General features: G+C 42.9%; 15 protein-coding genes and 2 pseudogenes. 11 read left to right on the top strand and 6 right to left on the bottom strand.

Annotation, left to right across the window (positions count from 1 at the left end; translation table 11 throughout):
* Positions 1–71 precede the first annotated feature (71 nt).
* Entirely contained in the window at positions 72–1,064 is a 993-nt protein-coding gene (gene pheS / locus VB740_RS30815) for a phenylalanine--tRNA ligase subunit alpha (protein WP_323203634.1), read from the bottom strand.
* 342 nt (positions 1,065–1,406) lie between these two features.
* Here pheS and surE point away from each other — a divergent pair, with 342 nt between their 5' ends.
* From surE to VB740_RS30865, 10 genes and pseudogenes are all read left to right on the top strand, one after another.
* A complete protein-coding gene (gene surE / locus VB740_RS30820) occupies positions 1,407–2,204 on the top strand; it encodes a 5'/3'-nucleotidase SurE (RefSeq protein ID WP_323203647.1) in 798 nt (265 codons plus the stop codon).
* A 287-nt stretch (positions 2,205–2,491) separates the two neighbouring features.
* A complete protein-coding gene (locus VB740_RS30825) occupies positions 2,492–3,388 on the top strand; it encodes an MBL fold metallo-hydrolase (protein ID WP_323203635.1) in 897 nt (298 codons plus the stop codon).
* A gap of 429 nt (positions 3,389–3,817) precedes the next feature.
* Positions 3,818–4,906: a bifunctional riboflavin kinase/FAD synthetase gene (locus VB740_RS30830; RefSeq protein ID WP_323203636.1), complete on the top strand. Its 1,089-nt coding sequence runs from the start codon at positions 3,818–3,820 to the stop codon at positions 4,904–4,906.
* A 106-nt stretch (positions 4,907–5,012) separates the two neighbouring features.
* Complete coding sequence (locus VB740_RS30835; RefSeq protein ID WP_323203637.1) at positions 5,013–5,921, top strand: MoxR family ATPase; 909 nt, start codon at positions 5,013–5,015, stop codon at positions 5,919–5,921.
* Positions 5,922–5,989: 68 nt separating this feature from the next.
* Positions 5,990–6,241, top strand: a complete 252-nt coding sequence (locus tag VB740_RS30840) for a hypothetical protein (protein ID WP_229464956.1) — start codon at positions 5,990–5,992, stop codon at positions 6,239–6,241.
* A pseudogene (locus tag VB740_RS30845) lies at positions 6,231–6,596 on the top strand (type II toxin-antitoxin system RelE/ParE family toxin). The gene VB740_RS30840 and the pseudogene VB740_RS30845 overlap by 11 nt, the downstream one beginning before the upstream one ends.
* Positions 6,597–6,745: 149 nt before the next feature.
* Positions 6,746–7,342, top strand: coding sequence for a cytochrome C (locus VB740_RS30850; RefSeq protein WP_323203639.1), 597 nt, complete (start codon positions 6,746–6,748; stop codon positions 7,340–7,342).
* Between the two features lie 298 nt (positions 7,343–7,640).
* Complete coding sequence (gene secA / locus VB740_RS30855; RefSeq protein WP_323203640.1) at positions 7,641–10,433, top strand: preprotein translocase subunit SecA; 2,793 nt, start codon at positions 7,641–7,643, stop codon at positions 10,431–10,433.
* A gap of 105 nt (positions 10,434–10,538) precedes the next feature.
* Complete coding sequence (locus VB740_RS30860) at positions 10,539–10,997, top strand: aspartyl protease family protein (protein ID WP_323203641.1); 459 nt, start codon at positions 10,539–10,541, stop codon at positions 10,995–10,997.
* A 269-nt stretch (positions 10,998–11,266) separates the two neighbouring features.
* The gene (locus VB740_RS30865; protein ID WP_323203642.1) at positions 11,267–12,118 is read left to right on the top strand and encodes a hypothetical protein; all 852 of its coding nucleotides are present in this window, start codon (positions 11,267–11,269) and stop codon (positions 12,116–12,118) included.
* Between the two features lie 5 nt (positions 12,119–12,123).
* On the opposite strand, the gene VB740_RS30870 is transcribed toward VB740_RS30865, so the two are convergent.
* From VB740_RS30870 to VB740_RS30890, 5 genes and pseudogenes are all read right to left on the bottom strand, one after another.
* A complete protein-coding gene (locus VB740_RS30870) occupies positions 12,124–12,300 on the bottom strand; it encodes a hypothetical protein (protein ID WP_323203643.1) in 177 nt (58 codons plus the stop codon).
* A 45-nt stretch (positions 12,301–12,345) separates the two neighbouring features.
* Positions 12,346–12,444, bottom strand: a pseudogene (locus VB740_RS30875) (diaminopimelate epimerase); the annotation flags it as partial.
* 48 nt (positions 12,445–12,492) lie between these two features.
* The gene (locus VB740_RS30880; RefSeq protein ID WP_323203644.1) at positions 12,493–12,972 is read right to left on the bottom strand and encodes a GNAT family N-acetyltransferase; all 480 of its coding nucleotides are present in this window, start codon (positions 12,970–12,972) and stop codon (positions 12,493–12,495) included.
* Between the two features lie 220 nt (positions 12,973–13,192).
* Complete coding sequence (locus tag VB740_RS30885; RefSeq protein ID WP_323203645.1) at positions 13,193–14,797, bottom strand: 2-isopropylmalate synthase; 1,605 nt, start codon at positions 14,795–14,797, stop codon at positions 13,193–13,195.
* A gap of 95 nt (positions 14,798–14,892) precedes the next feature.
* Positions 14,893–15,414: an NYN domain-containing protein gene (locus VB740_RS30890; protein ID WP_041565194.1), complete on the bottom strand. Its 522-nt coding sequence runs from the start codon at positions 15,412–15,414 to the stop codon at positions 14,893–14,895.
* 739 nt (positions 15,415–16,153) lie between these two features.
* Between VB740_RS30890 and VB740_RS30895 the strand changes: the two genes are divergently transcribed.
* Positions 16,154–18,496, top strand: coding sequence for a CHASE2 domain-containing serine/threonine-protein kinase (locus tag VB740_RS30895; protein ID WP_323203646.1), 2,343 nt, complete (start codon positions 16,154–16,156; stop codon positions 18,494–18,496).
* Positions 18,497–18,633: the final 137 nt, after the last annotated feature.

Here is an 18,633-nt window from a genome sequence, read left to right on the forward strand (position 1 = left end):
TTTTGAGCTTGTTCCCCAGCCCGAAGCAAATACGGTTTCTTAGGAGAGGGTTATTTAAAGCAACTAATTACCTAAAATTGCTGCAAAAACCGCAAATCACTAGCATACAAGCGACGAATATCATCGATTTGATGTAACACCATTGCAAAGCGTTCTACACCAAAACCGGCAGCAAATCCAGTATAAATTTCTGGATCGTAACCCACAGATTTAAGTACATTTGGATCGACCATACCGCAGCCCATTACCTCCAGCCAGCGCCCATTCCACTGCAAATCCACCTCAGCCGATGGTTCAGTAAACGGGAAATAACTGGCGCGGAAGCGAATTGGCAAATCACCAAATATTGTTTGTAAAAATACTTTAATTGTGCCCTTGAGGTCTGTAAAAGTTAGTCCCTCATCAATGGCTAAAAGTTCTATTTGATGGAAAACTGCCGAGTGAGTCGCATCTACATTATCTCGCCGATAAACTCGCCCTGGAGCCACAACCCGAATCGGGGGATCTTCTCTTTCCATGTAACGAATTTGCACTGAGGAGGTATGAGTGCGGAGGAGATTACCATCTGGCAGGTAGAAGGTATCCTGCATATCACGGGCTGGGTGATCTGGCGGGGTATTGAGAGCCTCGAAATTATAGTAATCTGTTTCCATTTCTGGCCCTTGAGCCACGGTGTAACCCATACCAACAAAGATATCCAGCGCCCGGTCGATAATGCCATTGAGGGGATGAATGCGACCTTGGGGGCTGTAAATCCCCGGCATAGTTACATCCAGAGTTTCCGCCTCTAGCTGTAACTGAATCTGCGCGGCTTCGAGGGCAGTGCGTTGCTGGTCTAGACTAGTTTGCAGAGATTCTTTAACTGTATTAGCGATCGCTCCAATTTTCGGTCGTTCCTCTGCACTCATCTGCCCCATACTTCGCAACAGTGCCCCCAGTTCCCCTTTCTTACCCAGATAGTTAACTCTGAGTTCTTCCAGACGTTCTAAGGTGTCAGCGGCTGCGATCGCTTTTTCTCCTTCCTGCCGCAGTGCTAAAAGTTGAGCTTCTAAATTGCTAGTCATTAGTTATTAGTCATTGGTCTTTAGTCATTAGTCTATAGTCAAAAGCTGTGAGCTGCTCGATAAATAAACTTACAGTCAGATCCATTAACATTAGCCAAAGGGGTGGGTCGAAATTAAACCTCTGTTTATCAGTTAGAGGCGATTGGGCTAAAACAGCTTGACATAAATCCAGCTAACATCTTAACTTACAAGACTTAGAGTATTAAACAACTTGTCTTAAAGGTAGGCAAACTTCCGCCACAATGTACTAAGTATAAATGTTTTTTTGCTGCTTGTGACCTCAGACATTGACAAATCGCTAATAACAAATAACTAATAACTAATGACTAATGACCAATGACTATGAAATTACTAATTAGCAACGATGACGGCATTTCTGCTTTGGGTATTCGTACCCTAGCCAACTACTTGGCAGAGGCAGGTCATGATGTTAGTGTAGTTTGCCCAGATCGAGAGCGATCGGCAACTGGACACGGATTAACTTTACACCAACCCATTCGCGCCGAAATTGTTGAAGGGATTTTTCATCCTGCCATCAAAGCTTGGGCTTGTGATGGTACGCCTTCAGATTGCGTCAAATTAGCGCTGTGGGCTTTGCTAGATTCTCCCCCAGATTTGGTTCTCTCTGGCATTAATCAAGGCGCGAATTTGGGAACTGAAATCTTATATTCTGGAACTGTTTCAGCGGCAATGGAAGGTTTAATTGAAGGCATTCCCAGTGTAGCGCTGAGTCTTATAAGTCATACATCTAGAGACTTTCAAGCTGCTGCTAAGTTTGCCACAGTTCTTGTAGACCAGTTAGCCCAAAAGCCGCTGCCAGATTTAATGTTGCTCAACGTCAATATTCCTGCGGTCAAATGGGAAGAAATTGCCGGAGTTACTCTCACCCGTCAAGGCCTACGGCATTACATTGATGTGTTTGATAAACGAGTTGATCCTCGTGGAAAAACATACTACTGGTTAACCGGAGAGGTAATTGAGGATGTAGAACCCCCAACCGGATTAAATTTGCTTCAAAATGTACCGTTAGATGTGCATGTCGTACGTAAAAACCACATCAGTATAACTCCGTTACAATACAATCTTACCTACGCAACTGGACTAGAAAAATTGTCTGACTGGGAATTCAATTTTCTGTGATTTATTTGATTTATCAGGATAAAACTAGAGTAATTCAAATGCATCAGAGAAAAATGTAGGCTATAACGTAGGGGCACTCTTGAAATAACCGATACACATCCATCCGAAAAACTGAACAATTCTACTTGAGACTATCCCATTCACATTTACACAATCAGCCAGAAACAGGGTATGCTGTTTTACCAAGAAATCTTCCCTCTAGCAAAGTCGGTGAGACAGCATCAAGTTAGACACAATAAGTAACAATTTTTCCACTTATCGCCCGCTCAGTCCAGCAAGCAACACCCATGTCTAGGATAGAGAACCAATTCAGCGTGCAATTTTGGGGCGTTCGCGGCAGCATCCCCAGTCCAGGGCCACACACCGTTCGTTACGGCGGTAATACCCCTTGCATATCAATGCAAGCGGGCGATAAACGCTTAATTTTCGATGCAGGCACGGGACTACATGTTTTGGGGCAATCTTTATTGCGTCAAATGCCGTTAGAAGCTCATATATTTTTTACCCACTCTCACTGGGACCACATGCAGGGTTTTCCCTTCTTTACCCCAGGATTTGTGAAGGGAAATGACTTTCATATCTACGGCGCGATCGCACCTGATGGTTCTACCATAGAACAGCGCCTCAATGACCAGATGTTGCACCCGAACTTTCCCGTACCCTTGCAGATTATGCAAGCTAATTTAAATTTCTACGACATTCGACCGGGGCAACCAATCCACATCGATGACGTTACCGTAGAAACAGCACCTTTAAACCATCCAGGTGAAGCCGTAGGATACCGCGTCAACTGGCGTGGTGGTGCTGCTACTTATATTACCGATACCGAACATTTCCCCGACCGACTCGATGACAATGTGCTGTGGCTAGCTCGTAATGCTGACATTCTGGTTTACGATTCCACCTACACAGACGAGGAATACTACTCGCCAAAATCCCCAAAAATTGGCTGGGGACATTCTACCTGGCAAGAAGCTGTGAAAGTGGCACAAGCTGCTAATGTCAAAACTCTGGTGATTTACCACCACGACCCTGCACACAATGACGACTTTTTGGATTGTGTAGGGAAAGAAGCCGCTGCAAAATTTCCTGGGGCGATCATGGCACGGGAAGGAATGGTACTTCAGATTCCCACCTCTGTTGCCTTATCAGAATCTTTTCCTGTTAGTAAATTTTCTACCTAAAGATTGCGATCGGAGGAATTGGAGATTTTAGATTAGATTGGTGATCAGAAGCTTTCAGCAGTCATTGGTCATTGGTCATTGGTCATTAGTTATTGGACAAAGCGCAAAATCTGTAGCAAGATCCCGCAGGGTGCGACGACTTCCGGCGATAGAGTAGCGATTCGTCGAGTCCGCATACCCCTGGGGGGAAGCAAGCTATCTACTACGCACATCGTCTTGTAGAGAGCGTCTGGCTTCTCTACGAGACGCTATTGCTAGCTTGCTTAAGAGTGGAAATTTTGTAAGAGAGAACAAAGGACAAATGACAAATGACAAATGACAAATTACAAATTACAAGTTGCTACTAGAAAACCTGTACTCCTCAAGGCGGTTTACTATAAGGTAGCTTCCTGCTGATAGCTAAAATAAACCTAAAATCTCAGAATCCACGTGCTAAATTTGTCTCAAAATGGGTGTTCTGTGTGGGTTGCTTCTTCGAGTGAAGGGCTGCTAACGCCGACTGCTGTTGCCCTTGGCAAGTTTGATGGTGTTCATCTTGGTCATCAAAGGGTAATTCAACCAGTCTTGCACGCTGATGGTCAATTGTCAGTAGCTAGTAGTCCGCAGTCAAACGAAAATCAACAACTTACAACAGACAACGGACAACTGACTAATCAACAATATACCTACTCAACAGTTGTCACCTTTGACCCCCATCCACAGGAATTTTTTACCGGGCAGCCCCGAACTTTGTTAACGCCACTGGATGAAAAAGTCCAACAATTGCGATCGCTTGGGGTAGAACAACTGGTATTACTACCCTTTGACAAAGAACTATCTGCTTTGACCCCCCAAGAATTCGTCGAAAAAATTCTTGTGCAACAACTGCGATGCCAGCGAATTAGCATCGGGCAGGATTTTTGTTTTGGCGAAAAGCGCAGTGGTACTGCCAAAGATTTGCAATTAATTGCCGCCAAGTACAATATCCCCGTTACCATCGTTCCCTTACAAACTTATACAGGTGACTCGCCCACCCAAAGCAGTTGCGTCAGTACTACTCCGACTCAGGATGCCCGCATTAGCACTTCATTGATCCGTCAAACCCTTGAGCAAGGTGACATCGAAAATGCAAATCTACTACTAGGACGCCCCTACACCCTCCTTGGTGTTGTCGTTCAAGGTCAACAATTGGGCAGAACAATTGGCTTTCCCACCGCCAACCTCCAACTACCCAAAGAAAAGTTCTTGCCCCGCCAAGGAGTTTATGCTGTCCGTGTTTTTACTCTCAGTGAAACATCAGATGTCGCTCCTAATGAGAGCTTAGGTGTGATGAACATCGGTAACCGCCCAACTGTAAATGGTACTTATTCATCTGCGGAAGTACATCTGTTCGATTGGTCTGGTGATTTGTATGGCAAAAAACTGGCTGTGGAACTAGTGAAGTTTTTGCGCCCTGAACAAAAATTTGCTTCTCTAGAAGCTTTGAAAACACAAATTCAACTTGACTGTGTTGTTGCTAAAGAAGTTTTGAGTGTTTAGTGGGAACAATAAATAGGGCATGGGGCATTGGAAAAACTCTTCCTTTATCTCCCTTATTTCCCTCATCCCTCCATTCCCTATTCCCTACTCCCCACTCCCCAGACGTATGAGAGACAAAATTGACGCTTTAACACAAAATCTCGCTCTTACCATCGTTGGTAAAGCTGAGGCAATACGCTTAGTGCTAGTAGCCTTGCTAGGTGGTGGTCATGCCTTGCTAGAAGATGTCCCTGGTGTTGGTAAAACCCTACTCGCTAAATCTCTAGCTCGTTCATTGGATGGTAAGTTTCAACGGCTACAATGTACCCCCGATTTACTGCCAACTGACATTACTGGCACTAACATCTGGAACCCAAAAAGCGGCGAATTTACTTTTCTTCCTGGGCCAGTCTTTACCAATATTCTCCTAGCTGACGAAATTAACCGCGCTACACCCCGCACTCAGTCAGCTTTACTGGAAGTTATGGAAGAACATCAGGTAACAGTCGATGGTGTCTCTCGTGCAGTTCCCCAGCCTTTTTTTGTCATTGCCACTCAAAACCCTATTGAGTATCAAGGTACTTTTCCTCTGCCGGAAGCGCAAATGGATCGGTTCATGTTGTCGCTGAGTTTGGGTTATCCTTCCGAGGCAGAAGAACTCCAAATGCTGCAAAATCTCCAAAATGGTGTGAAGGTTGCTGATTTGCAGCCTTGTATTACCTTGGCAGAAGTACAGGAATTGCGTTACCTATGTTCTCAAGTAAAAGTGGCAACTTCCTTGCAACAGTACATCCTCGAATTAGTACGAGTAACACGGCAAGATGAGGAAATAGCCCTTGGTGTTAGTCCGCGTGGCACATTAGCATTACAACGGGCTGCCCAAGCGCTAGCTTTTCTATTAGGGCGTGATTATGCGATTCCTGATGATGTGAAATTTCTCGTTCCTCATGTTCTTTGTCATCGCCTTATCCCAAGAGGAGGAAGGAATGCAAGAACTGTTGTTGAGCGATTATTGCGATCGGTTTCTATTCCCTAAGCTTAAGGTTTTATCCTGCTTAGATTTCAGGATGTTAGAATCTCCAACAAAATGAGGTAGATAACATAATGAAAGCGATCGAAGTTACTGGCAAGATTGACTCTCAGGGAAACCTGATCCTAGATGAGCCAATTCAGGGAACAACTTATCCTCATCAGGTTCGGGTGATTGTGTTGGTTCCAGAGCAGGTAGAAGAGGATGATCCTGACGATACACCAGTTGAGGAGATTAAAGCTAGCTTGAGAAGAGCCTTGCAGCAAGCAAAAGCTGGGCAACGCCTGCCATTATCGGAAATGTGGGAGGGAATCGATGCCGAATGAACAGCCATCGGTATTAATCGATTTAACTCCTGAATATAAACAAAACTTGCGCTACCTCTCTAAGAGATTCCGCAATATTCGCTCTGATGTTCAACCGATTATTGAGCAATTACAACAAAGGAATTTTATAGGAGATAGGATTGCGGGCATTGGTGAAGAGTATCTTGTTTACAAGGTAAGAGTACGCAACAGTAGTATTCAAAAAGGTAAGAGTGCTGGATACCGATTGATTTATCAAGTTTAGTCACCTACAAGTATTTTGCTACTAACGATTTGTTCCAAATCTGACCGAGAAGATATTGGTGCAAATGAAATCCGAGATATTGTGGCTGATTTTTCTAGTGAGTCAGGTTAAAACTGCTAAAAGGTTTTTCCTTGAAATGTTGAGAGATGCACAGACGCAGAAGGACTTGCCAAGAGGCATTGCTATGTTGCTACTACCAACGCTGCGTAAGTCCTATGATTAGCACAAGCGCCACTTCTAAATCTCTGGGAATGTGAGGAATGTCAATTTTTGTTAAGCGCAAAAACCGCGATGCCTACGGCGGGCTACGCCAACGCCAAGTGCTACAGCAAAGCGCCGAACGCCAATTCAAACGCCAATTTTTTGGTTTACTTCTGGTAATTGTAACGTGGAGCCTAGCTATGGGTTGGCTTCTAGCCTTAGCAACTAATGCCCAAAGTGTTACTCCCACCGCTGAAATTGGCACTGTTGACGTAGTGCCTGCACAGTACCAATTAGGGCAAGAACTGTATTTGGAAAACTGCTCTACATGCCACATTGGCTTACCACCAGCCGTTTTACCCACCCAAACTTGGAAAAATCTCCTGCAAGATTCACAGCACTACGGCGCACAAATCAAGCCTTTAGTCGATCCACCGCGCATCTTAGTGTGGAAATACCTTTCGACTTTCTCCCGTGTCCAGCGAGATGACGAAGAAACACCCTATCGCGTCAACAACTCACGTTATTTCAAAGCTTTGCATCCAGGAGTTGAGTTACCGCGTCCCGTCCAGGTTGGCAGTTGTGTCAGTTGTCATCAAGGCGCTAGTGATTATAATTTCCGCCGCCTGAAAGCAGAATGGAAGAACTCGAATTAAGGTAAAAGGATGAAGGGGATGAGGAAGAATAATTATTTGTTTGCTCCCTCATCTCCCCCTGCTCCCGCATCTCTGGCCCCATCTGGGGGCAAAATGATACTATGAAGAAAGACTAAATAATCAGATAAGAGTTAAAACCAATCATTTAGTAAACTGATTGCCTCGTTTTTCTCCTGTTTTTGAGTTAATTCTGATTTGACACCCATCCACAACCAAGAAGGTTGGGTTGGGTTAAATGTTTATAATCAATGCCAAACCTTTAATCCCCATCCCCCTTGATTCAGTTCTATAATCTGCCATGCTAAAACTTTTGTTGGGCGACCCCAACGCTCGTAAGCTTAAAAAATACCAACCTTCTGTTACTGAAATTAACCTTCTAGAGGAAGAAATTAAGGCTCTTTCCGATGAGGAGTTAAAAGGTAAAACCGTCGAATTTAAACAACGGTTTGCCAAAGGTGAAACTCTGGATGACCTATTGCCCGAAGCTTACGCCGTTGTCCGGGAAGCAGGACGGCGAGTCTTAGGCTTGCGGCACTTTGATGTCCAACTCCTTGGCGGTATCATTTTGCATGTAGGGCAAATTGCCGAAATGAAAACTGGTGAGGGTAAAACGCTCGTAGCAACTTTACCAAGTTATTTAAATGGCCTTACCGGCAAAGGTGTACACGTCGTTACTGTGAACGATTACCTGGCTCGTCGGGATGCTGAATGGATGGGGCAGGTGCATCGGTTCTTGGGGCTAAGTGTGGGGCTAATCCAGTCAACCATGACTCCCAGCGAACGCCAGAAAAATTACGACTGCGATATTACTTATGTCACCAACAGCGAAGTAGGGTTTGACTACCTCCGGGATAACATGGCGACATCAATGGCAGATGTGGTGCAACGCCCATTCAATTATTGCGTGATTGACGAGGTAGACTCGATTTTAGTTGATGAAGCAAGGACACCGCTGATTATTTCCGGGCAGGTGGAAAGACCTACAGAGAAGTATCTGCAAGCCGCTGAAATCGCATTCACGCTCAAAAAAGACGAGCATTATGATGTGGATGAAAAAGCTCGTAACGTGCTTTTGACTGATGAAGGTTTTGCAGAAGCCGAAAATCTTTTGGGAGTCACAGATTTATTTGACCCAGAAGATCCTTGGGCGCACTTCGTTTTCAATGCAATTAAAGCCAAAGAACTTTTTCTCAAGGATGTAAATTACATCGTCCGCAATGGCGAAGTGGTAATTGTGGATGAATTTACTGGTCGGGTGCTACCCGGACGGCGTTGGAGTGATGGACTACACCAAGCAATTGAAGCCAAAGAACACGTAGAAATTCAGCCAGAAACTCAAACTCTAGCGACAATTACTTATCAAAATCTGTTCTTGCTGTATCCAAAGCTTGGTGGAATGACCGGAACGGCAAAAACAGAAGAAACGGAATTTGAAAAAATTTACAAATTGGAAGTTGCGGTAATTCCTACCAACCGTGACAGAAGACGCGAAGACTTGTCTGATATGGTCTTTAAGACAGAACCGGGCAAGTGGGGTGCGATCGCTAGAGAATGTGCCGAAATGCACGAACTCGGCAGACCTGTATTAGTAGGAACCACTAGTGTAGAAAAGTCCGAACTTCTGAGCCGGCTGTTGAAGGAATTGGCGATTCCCCACGAATTACTCAATGCCCGACCCGAAAACGTTGAGCGTGAGGCGGAAATCGTCGCCCAAGCCGGACGAAAAGGCGCTGTTACCATTGCTACCAACATGGCTGGTAGAGGTACAGACATCATCCTGGGTGGTAACTCCGAATACATGGCACGTCTGAAGCTGCGGGAATATTTCATGCCCCGGATCGTCATGCCAGAAGATGAAGATAGCTTTGGCGTTCAAAGACCAGCCGGATTACCCACAGGACATGGTGGTGGTCAAGGCTTTGTCCCTGGTAAAAAAGTCAAAACTTGGCGGGCTTCACCAGAAATTTTCCCCACCCAGTTGACAAAAGAAACAGAAAAACTACTCAAAGATGCAGTAGAAATTGCGGTGCGTGAATATGGCGATCGCAGTTTACCAGAACTGGAAGCTGAAGAAAAGGTAGCTGTGGCAGCCGAAAAAGCTCCCATTGATGACCCTGTAATTCAGAAATTGCGGGAAGCTTACAACCGTGTTAAGCACGAATATGAACAATTTACTACCCGCGAACATGATGAGGTAGTGGGAATCGGTGGTTTACACGTAATTGGTACAGAACGCCACGAATCACGGCGGATTGATAACCAGTTGCGCGGACGTGCAGGAAGACAAGGCGACCCTGGAACCACGAGATTCTTCCTCAGTTTAGAGGATAACTTATTGCGGATTTTTGGTGGCGATCGCGTTGCTGGGTTAATGAATGCCTTCCAAGTGGAAGAAGATATGCCCATCGAATCTGGGATGCTTACCCGCAGTTTGGAAGGCGCACAGAAAAAAGTTGAAACCTACTACTACGACATTCGTAAGCAGGTATTTGAGTATGACGAGGTGATGAACAATCAACGTCGTGCAATTTACGCTGAACGGCGTCGGGTGTTAGAAGGTCAAGACTTGAAAGAACAGGTAATCAAGTACGCTGAAAAAACGATGGATGACATCGTTGATTACTACATCAACGTAGACTTGCCCTCGGAAGAATGGGAGTTAGAAAAGCTGGTTGAGAAAGTTAAAGAATTCGTCTATCTGCTAGCGGATTTGCAACCAAATCAATTAGAAGATATGACAGTCAGCGAGATTAAAGCCTTCCTCCACGAACAGGTGCGAATTGCTTATGACCTCAAAGAAGCGCAGATTGACCAAGTTCAACCCGGACTTATGCGCCAAGCTGAACGCTTCTTTATCTTGCAACGCATTGATACCCTGTGGCGGGAACACCTGCAACAAATGGATGCCTTACGTGAATCAGTAGGATTACGAGGTTACGGTCAAAAAGACCCACTGATTGAATACAAGAGCGAGGGTTACGAATTGTTCTTGGATATGATGGTTAACATTCGCCGAGACGTTGTTTACTCGTTGTTTATGTTCCAGCCGCAGCCTCAGCCAATGGTGCAGGCTTCGTCTGAGATGGTGTAAGTAGAGAATATCTGATGCAGAGACGCAGAGGCGCAGAAAGTGCTTTTGCGTCTTTGTATTTTAAGGCATCTCTCAAAAATATTTTGTTTTCAGGAGTTTGCTGAAATGGGTAAGCTAGTACTGCCAAATCTTCAAGGTAAGCAAATGGGGCAAGTAATAATTACCCTCACTGTCACGAATCGAATTGATCAAGTTTTGGCACAGCGAGGCTTTATTTCTCCAGAGGAAGTTCGCTGTTGTATTTTGGATAATGTTTTAGTTGATACGGGTGCAACTTTACTATGTTTACCTGCTAGCATTATTAGTCAACTAGGTTTAGTTCAAGGTGGAGAAGCCCAGGTAGAGACTGCGGCTGGAGTGCAGCAGGGGCGGATTTTCCGAGATGTTGAACTTAGCATTGGAGAACGTCAAGGAACCTTTGATTGTCTGGAACTCACAGAAGTACCATATCCCCTTTTAGGTGTAACACCAATGGAAGTTTTAGGGTTAGAACCAGACCTTAAAAATCGGAAGTTGCGGATTTTGCCGATGAATTCTGAGCAAACTTATCTGACTGTATTGTAAGCGATCGCTCCATATTCAATATTAAAAAGATTGGATAATTTTAGTAGTTTGATCATTTCTCTTTGGTCAATGCACTTCAGACGAACCTAATAAATTAGAATTTGTGGAAAAATGTGCTGTATTTAATCTTATAAGACCGTAGGCTAAACGGTTTAACTCCTCACTTAACTAGACGATAGCTTTAAGTATTAGCTATGATATAAGGCGTTATTTACACCCAGCAAACTAATCTCTTAATCAGTACTAAACACATTTATCGAAAAAACAATATGGTTAATCGACAATACTATTCTACACGTACAGGCAAAAATCCAGACGCGGTTCGCTTCGATTTGCCCATGCTTTGTCGTTTGTTTCGAGATATATATTTGGAGTTTAGGTCAAACGATTATTTTCAAGAGGCTTTCGGTTATGAATGCGTAGACGGGGGAGAAGTAGCAGGTAAACTAGGAGGTGATATTGAAGCTCAAATGTTTAGAACTTTGCGAAAGCCTAACTTATGGCAGATCCAAGATAAGTGTGTAAATTATAGTGAAGACGATTTCTTCGATGTGATTGAATTATTACATGACTGGATATCCAAGCCTATTGATGGTTTCCATCACACTTATGCTAATTGTGGTTGGCACTATCATACATTTGATAAAAAAGGTGGCCAGAAAGAATTTAGGGATAAAATAAATAATATTATTTGCGACTATAAAGATGGTTATGAACTCTCTGAAAATGGTGAAATTTTAGAACTAGCAGAACAAGGGCTAGATTTGCTTTTCGAGGCAGATTTACCTAGTTATGATCCAGAAAATGTTGAAAAAAGAGTAGAAACAGCTATTCTCAAATTTCGGCGATATCGTTCATCTCTTAATGACAGGCGTGACGCTATCAGAGACTTAGTAGATGTATTAGAGTTTCTTAGAGCCAAAATTAAGCAGGTAATCACTTCTAAGGACGAGGGAGAATTGTTTAATCTGGCTAATAACTTTGGTGTCCGCCATCATAATGAACAACAAAAGACAGATTTTGATAAAGGTATTTGGTATAGCTGGATGTTTTATTACTATTTAGCAACAATTCATGCTTGTTTGAGGTTGATAGAGAAAGCCAAAGCCAAAAATCTTTGACCAAGTTACTTGAGAATGTAATACCTGAGGATAAGCCACGTTGCGTCTATGCAAAGATAATATAACGTACTGAAATTTAACAAGATGCGATCGCTTATGCTTGACGTAGTTTTGGCGTTGTCGTGATGCGATCGCTTGTCTTTTGCGATCGTTGAATAATTTGAAGACTTGTCTGTAGACAAATCTCATCTCACAGAATGTTTATATAGGGTCGTGCTATGCTATTTAATTGTTTTAATTTTTTCCGGGGTAAGCGGAAATAATAAATCTTGGGGATTAATAACTAGATAGTCATTGCCAAGAGCATGATATTTGTAGAACTTCATCAATTTAGGTTGATAACACACCACTACAAGGCAAATAAAATGCTGTACTCAAATCAAATCTAATTGCATTACATTCCCTTCAGAGAAACCGAGACTGGAGTAAACTGGTTTTCCCGATGGCGAGGCGTTAAGAAGTACTCGCGTGCAACCGATCGCTTTTAAATATTCAATTGCTCTATTAGTTAAGCATTTAGCAATGCCTTGTCTGCGGTAAGATTGTTCTACATAAACGCCCCAAATATATCCAAACTTGCGATATTCATCTTTGAAAACATTCGGGTATAAACCTGCAAACAGTTGACAGCTTACAGAACCCACGATTGTATTATCAATCTCTGCAACAAAAGCCTTGTAAAACAAATATTGACGCGCCTCTTCTATGAATTTGAGGGTAATCTTCTGCCAATCAAGATCGATATTACTCTCATGCACACCAATATCTAACCACATTTGGTAAGAGTGTTTTGCAATCACTGAGTCTTCTTCAGCGGTGGCTTCTCTAATAGTGAGATGTTTTTCACTCAGCATAATTTTCTAACAAATTTTCGGAACTCACACCTAATACCAATTCTCTAAAATGAGGCAACAGATGTAAATCAGGAAAGTCTTGCTGCATCTAAGTTTATTAATTGCGAATTGCGAATTGCGAATTGGTATAACTCCTCCCCAAAGTCGGGAAGGAGTTTTTTCGCATCAGTTAAAAACAAGGTGCGGTGCTTGTATTATGGGCAGTTTGACAGATACAATCTCAGACTTTCTGTGCCGATACTTCCTCTGGCTTTTCTTGCCTTTGCAACGCAGAATACAGCCTATTGAGCGCATTTACATAAGCTTGCGCGGATGCCACGATGATATCTGTGTTCGCTGCATGGCCAGAAAAAACTTTAGATTCATAACGTAAACGAATCGTCACTTCTCCAATAGCATCAATCCCGGCTGTTACTGACTGCACAGAAAACTCAATCAACTCGTTGGGGACATTTACCACACGGTTGATGGCTTTGTAAACTGCATCTACCGGCCCAGTACCGATCGCAGCATCGGTTAATTCTTCACCTTCCGGGGTACGCAAGGTAACTGTAGCAGTGGGGCGGGCGTTGCTACCACAGGAAACTTGCACCAATTCTACTCGGAACAAATCGGGCGCTTGTTGGATTTCATCGTTAACGATCGCTTCCAAATCCCAATCAGAAATATCTTTCTTTTTATCTGCTACATCTTTGAATCTGACGAATGCTTTATTTAACTCAGTATCTGACAGTTCAAAGCCCAATTCTTTCAACCGAGTGCGGAAAGCATTTCTGCCTGAATGTTTGCCCAAAACTATTTGATTGTCTGTCAAGCCAATCAATTGGGCATCCATAATTTCGTAAGTGAGCTTATTTTTTAGCACACCATCTTGGTGAATCCCAGACTCATGGGCAAAGGCATTCGCGCCGACGATCGCTTTATTTGGTTGTACTAACATTCCCGTCAAATTGGAAACTAAGCGTGATGTTTTATAAATTTGCCGGGTGTCTATATTTGTCAGGGATTCTTGAGATTCTTCTGGTCTGCCGAGATAAGGATTAAAATATTGTCGCCGCACATGTAGCGCCATCACCAATTCTTCTAATGATGCATTTCCGGCACGTTCGCCAATCCCGTTGATGGTACATTCTAGTTGGCGTGCGCCATTTTTCACGGCTTCTAAGAAGTTAGCAACTGCCAAGCCTAAATCATTATGACCGTGAACGGAAATAATCGCTTGGTCGATGTTGGGCACATTTTCGATAATCCCCTTAATGATGGCTCCAAATTCGCTAGGGGTGGTATAACCAACAGTATCGGGAATGTTAACTGTTGTTGCACCAGCTGCGATCGTTCGCTCTAACACTTGGTAAAGAAATTCTGGATCGGAACGAGCCGCATCCATCGGCGAAAATTCTACATCTGTCATGAAGGACTTGGCATAAGCTACCATTTCTTCGGCGATCGCTAGCACTTCTGCCCGTGACTTCCGCAACTGATACTCTAAATGAATATCAGAAGTTGAAATAAATGTGTGAATTCTGGCGTTGACTGCTGGTTTTAATGCTTCCGCAGCTGCTTCAATGTCTGCTTTAATCGCTCTTGCCAAACTACAAATTACCGGGCCATTTTCTACCCCGACAATTTTGGCAATCTTGCTGACTGCTTCAAAATCTCCCGGACTAGCAAAGGCAAAGCCTGCTTCAATTACATCTACACCCAGACGCGCTAATTGCTTGGCAATAACTAGCTTCTCGTCTATATTCAGAGTCGCTCCCGGACACTGCTCTCCATCTCGCAGTGTAGTATCAAAAATTATGATTCGATCTGTTTTGTTTGTCATTTGTGGTTTGTTGTTTAGTTTTTACTTGTAGATCAAAATATCTTCAACCTTAGTTTTTCTTTTACTCTTACCTTTGTAAATAATTGTTAAAACTATTAACCTTCTGTTTTTTCTATTTGATCTCTGATATCATTTAAATCTATATATCTGTCTGTAGCATTGCGTAGCTCTCTAGCTATCATTCCTTCTGTTGATACTACTGTAATATGTGTATTTTTTGAGCGTAATAGTTCGATTGCTCTTTCAAAATCTCCATCGCCGCTGAATAATACTACTCGGTCATACTGGTCTACTGTATTAAACATATCTACAACAATTTCAATATCTAAATTCGCTTTTTGCGAGTAACGACCAGAAGTATCATCATAGTATTCTTTAAGAATTTTAGTTCTAACTGTATATCCTAGACTAATTAGAGCATCTCTAAAACCTCGCTGATCTTGTGGGTCTTTTAAGCCAGTGTACCAGAATGCATTAATTAATGTTGTTTCTGATTGCTCATGTTTGAAGTATTCTAAGACTCGCCGCGGGTCAAAAAACCAACCATTTTTTTGTTGAGCATAGAACATATTATTTCCGTCTACAAAAATAGACAGACGATTCATTGGAGAACCCATACAAATTTACACCTAATAATATATATGAATTTAGATGGAACAATAGATTATAGCAATTTTCAAATGCCTTGTTTGCTAATATCTATAAACTAACTCTTCATCTGTAGCTTTTATCCTACCTCTTTCAAGGCATAAAAACGCCTGCAATATTGGAGTTGAGATACTGGGTGCTGAACCTTATTCACCTCCGGCACTGCAAGAGCCACCCTGTGATCAAAATCTACCAATAAAATTGAACTAGTAACAGCATTTATAACTGTATAACACTAAAGTTTACTCCTAAAGAGGTATGGCATAGGCTTAGGGTAAGATATAGGTTGATGCCTATCTATAGGTAAAGCTTTCAGTATAAGGAAACGCTTTGTGGAGAGTACCAATATTGCGCCAAAGACAGAAGACGGACTTGGGACAGCTTCTGGTAAAACCCCAGTTAAGAGCGTACTTGTTGGTTAGGTTAGGGTAAAATCTAACCGCAACCAAGTACAGAGATGAAGTATATCCGGCTATGATCTGTGAGACAATCAATTTTTGTAACTCACTCAACAGAAAAATAATAAGTTAGGAGGTACCTGAGTAGGAATCTCTTGGGGACTAGCTTTGCCAGTAAAAGTTTGTTGATGAATAGAAGATACTTTACAAATGTATAAGATTATCATTTAAGTCTTATTTCAATGTGCTTACACTAAAACGTGGTCTGAATAAATCAAAGTGTTGGACTTAAATCAATCAGTAACACGATATGGCAGAAGAACCTACATCTACCTTAACTAAAAACTATGTCTCTGCTGCCAATAGACTGTCAAGTAAACCGACAAAAGTAACGTCAACAGCATCGGCTCGTCAGTCTAGGTGGATGGTTCGCTTAGGTCATCTTCTTGCTGGCGGTTGGGCAATGGGTGCAGCAGTACTGAGTGCTTCTGGTGGAGAATTAGTTCAATTGATGGAAAATAAGGCGATTTCTGCCTTTTTTCCACTGCGTGGGTCGATTTCGCCTCCAGAAGACATCGTAATTTTAGCAATAGACGATCAGTCAATATCAGTTCCCGAACAGTACTATAAAACAAATCCGAAACAGTATGCTTACTTAGAAACACTGAAATCTTATCCTTATAAGCGGGCTGCATATGCTCAGGTAATTACAAAGTTAATCGAAGCAGGTGTCCGCTCTGTAGCGGTAGATGTCGTTTTTGATACGCCAAGCAGTTATGGAGTTACTGACGATCGCCAACTCCAAGCAGTACTGCAAAAATATGGCAGCAAAGTTACCTTAGCAGCCGTCTATGAAAATTCCCAGACGCGCCAAGGATCTTTTATGCAACTGATTGACCCACAAGAGATGTTTCGTATAGGGTCAGTGTCCATTGGCTCAGTTAATTTCCCCCTGGAGGTAGATGGTAAAGTTCATCGATTGGCAAGTGAGTTTTCTAAGTTGTTAGCTGAAGGTAATTTGATCGAAAACTTACCCTCTTTTGATGAAGCAACGCTTAGGGCAGCACAAGTAAATTATCCGCGACCAAAGGGCGATCGCATTCATTTTTGGGGGCCTGCGGGTACATTTGAGCAAATACCCTTTTGGCATGTACTCGACCCGGAAAACTGGAACACCTATTTGCAACAGGGAAAGGTCTTCAAAGACAAGATAGTGGTGATTGGTGCAACAGATAAGTTACACAATGATTACTATCCAGTCGCTGCTAACAACAGCGCTAAACGCATGTCGGGCGTGGAAATTCACGCCAACGCGATCGCAACTTTGATGAATGGTAAAGCGATCGCCCCAGGCGTTAAAAATCCACTGTTGCGGGGTTTGTTTGTGCTAATTCTAGTTGGCAGTACAGCCTTGATGATTAGCAGACGCAAGCGTAATATCAATAGATTTCTATATAGTCTTGCCCTGTCTGGCAGTTGGGTAGGAATTAGTTATGGGTTATTTGTCTATGGTCTGTTAATTTTTCCCACTACTGTACCAATGATTGCGATCGCAATGATCGGACTTTCCTATCTAACAACTTCATTGGTGAGAGAAAGTATTAGAAAACGCCAATTAGTAGACATTTTTCAGAAGTATAAAACTTCCGCCGTTGTCCAAGAGATTATTAGCCAACAAGATGACTTGCAAGACCTAATTCAGCAACGAGATTTAGCCTTATCAGGAAAAGTCCTGGCTCGACGCTATAGAATTGTCAAAGTTCTCGGTTCCGGCGGATTCAGCGAAACCTATATTGCCGAGGATACCCAACGTCCTGGAAATCCGCAATGTGTTGTCAAACAATTAAAACCAGCTAACAGTAAACCAGAAGCATTGCAACTTGCCAGACGATTATTTAACTCAGAAGCGCAAACACTAGAAAAACTGGGAATACACCCTCAAATTCCTCAACTTTTGGCGTATTTTGAAGAAGATGAAGAATTTTATTTAGTACAAGAACAGATTATTGGTCATCCTTTAAATCAGGAATTGCCATCAGGCAGAGCAATTGAGGAAGTTGCAGTAATCAGAATTATTAGGGACTTATTGCAAACATTAACGTTTGTCCATAAAAACCATGTGATTCACCGGGATATTAAGCCCAGCAATATCATCCGCCGACATTCAGACGGTAAACTGATTCTGATTGATTTTGGAGCCGTCAAAGAAGTCAGTACAAGACAGCTTGATCATCAGGAACAAACCCCCTTCACCATTGGCATTGGTACTCAGGGTTACGCACCAAGCGAACAATGTTTTGGACGCCCACACTACAGTAGTGATATCTATGCAGTCGGCATGGTTGGGATTAAAGCCTTGACTGGTATAACACCCCGTGAGCTAGATAGAGATGCTGATGGAGAGATAAAATGGAGCAATCGCTCTCAGGTGAGTCATTCTCTAGCTAAGATTCTCAGTAAAATGGTGCTGGATGACTTCAAAGAGCGATATCAGTCTGCATCAGAGGTTCTTGAGGATCTTGAAGCTTTTGAAGATGTTGTAAATTCCCAAACCAGATACCCCATGCTACAGGATGACTCATTAATGAATACTGTAGACGAATTAGGCACTCCCACAAAATCTAGCTCAGAAGCATCTTTAGAAACTCCTTGAGAAGGACGTAAAGATGCCATGAGAAGGTTCGGATAAGCAGAGGAGGAAAAGAGCTATTAGGCAATATTCTTTCTCCCCCTGCTCCCCCTGCTTCCCCTGCTCAACCTGCTTCCCCTGCCCCCTCTGCCCCCTCTGCC

The organism is Nostoc sp. UHCC 0251 (assembly GCF_034932245.1).
Classification (GTDB): Bacteria; Cyanobacteriota; Cyanobacteriia; order Cyanobacteriales; family Nostocaceae; genus Nostoc.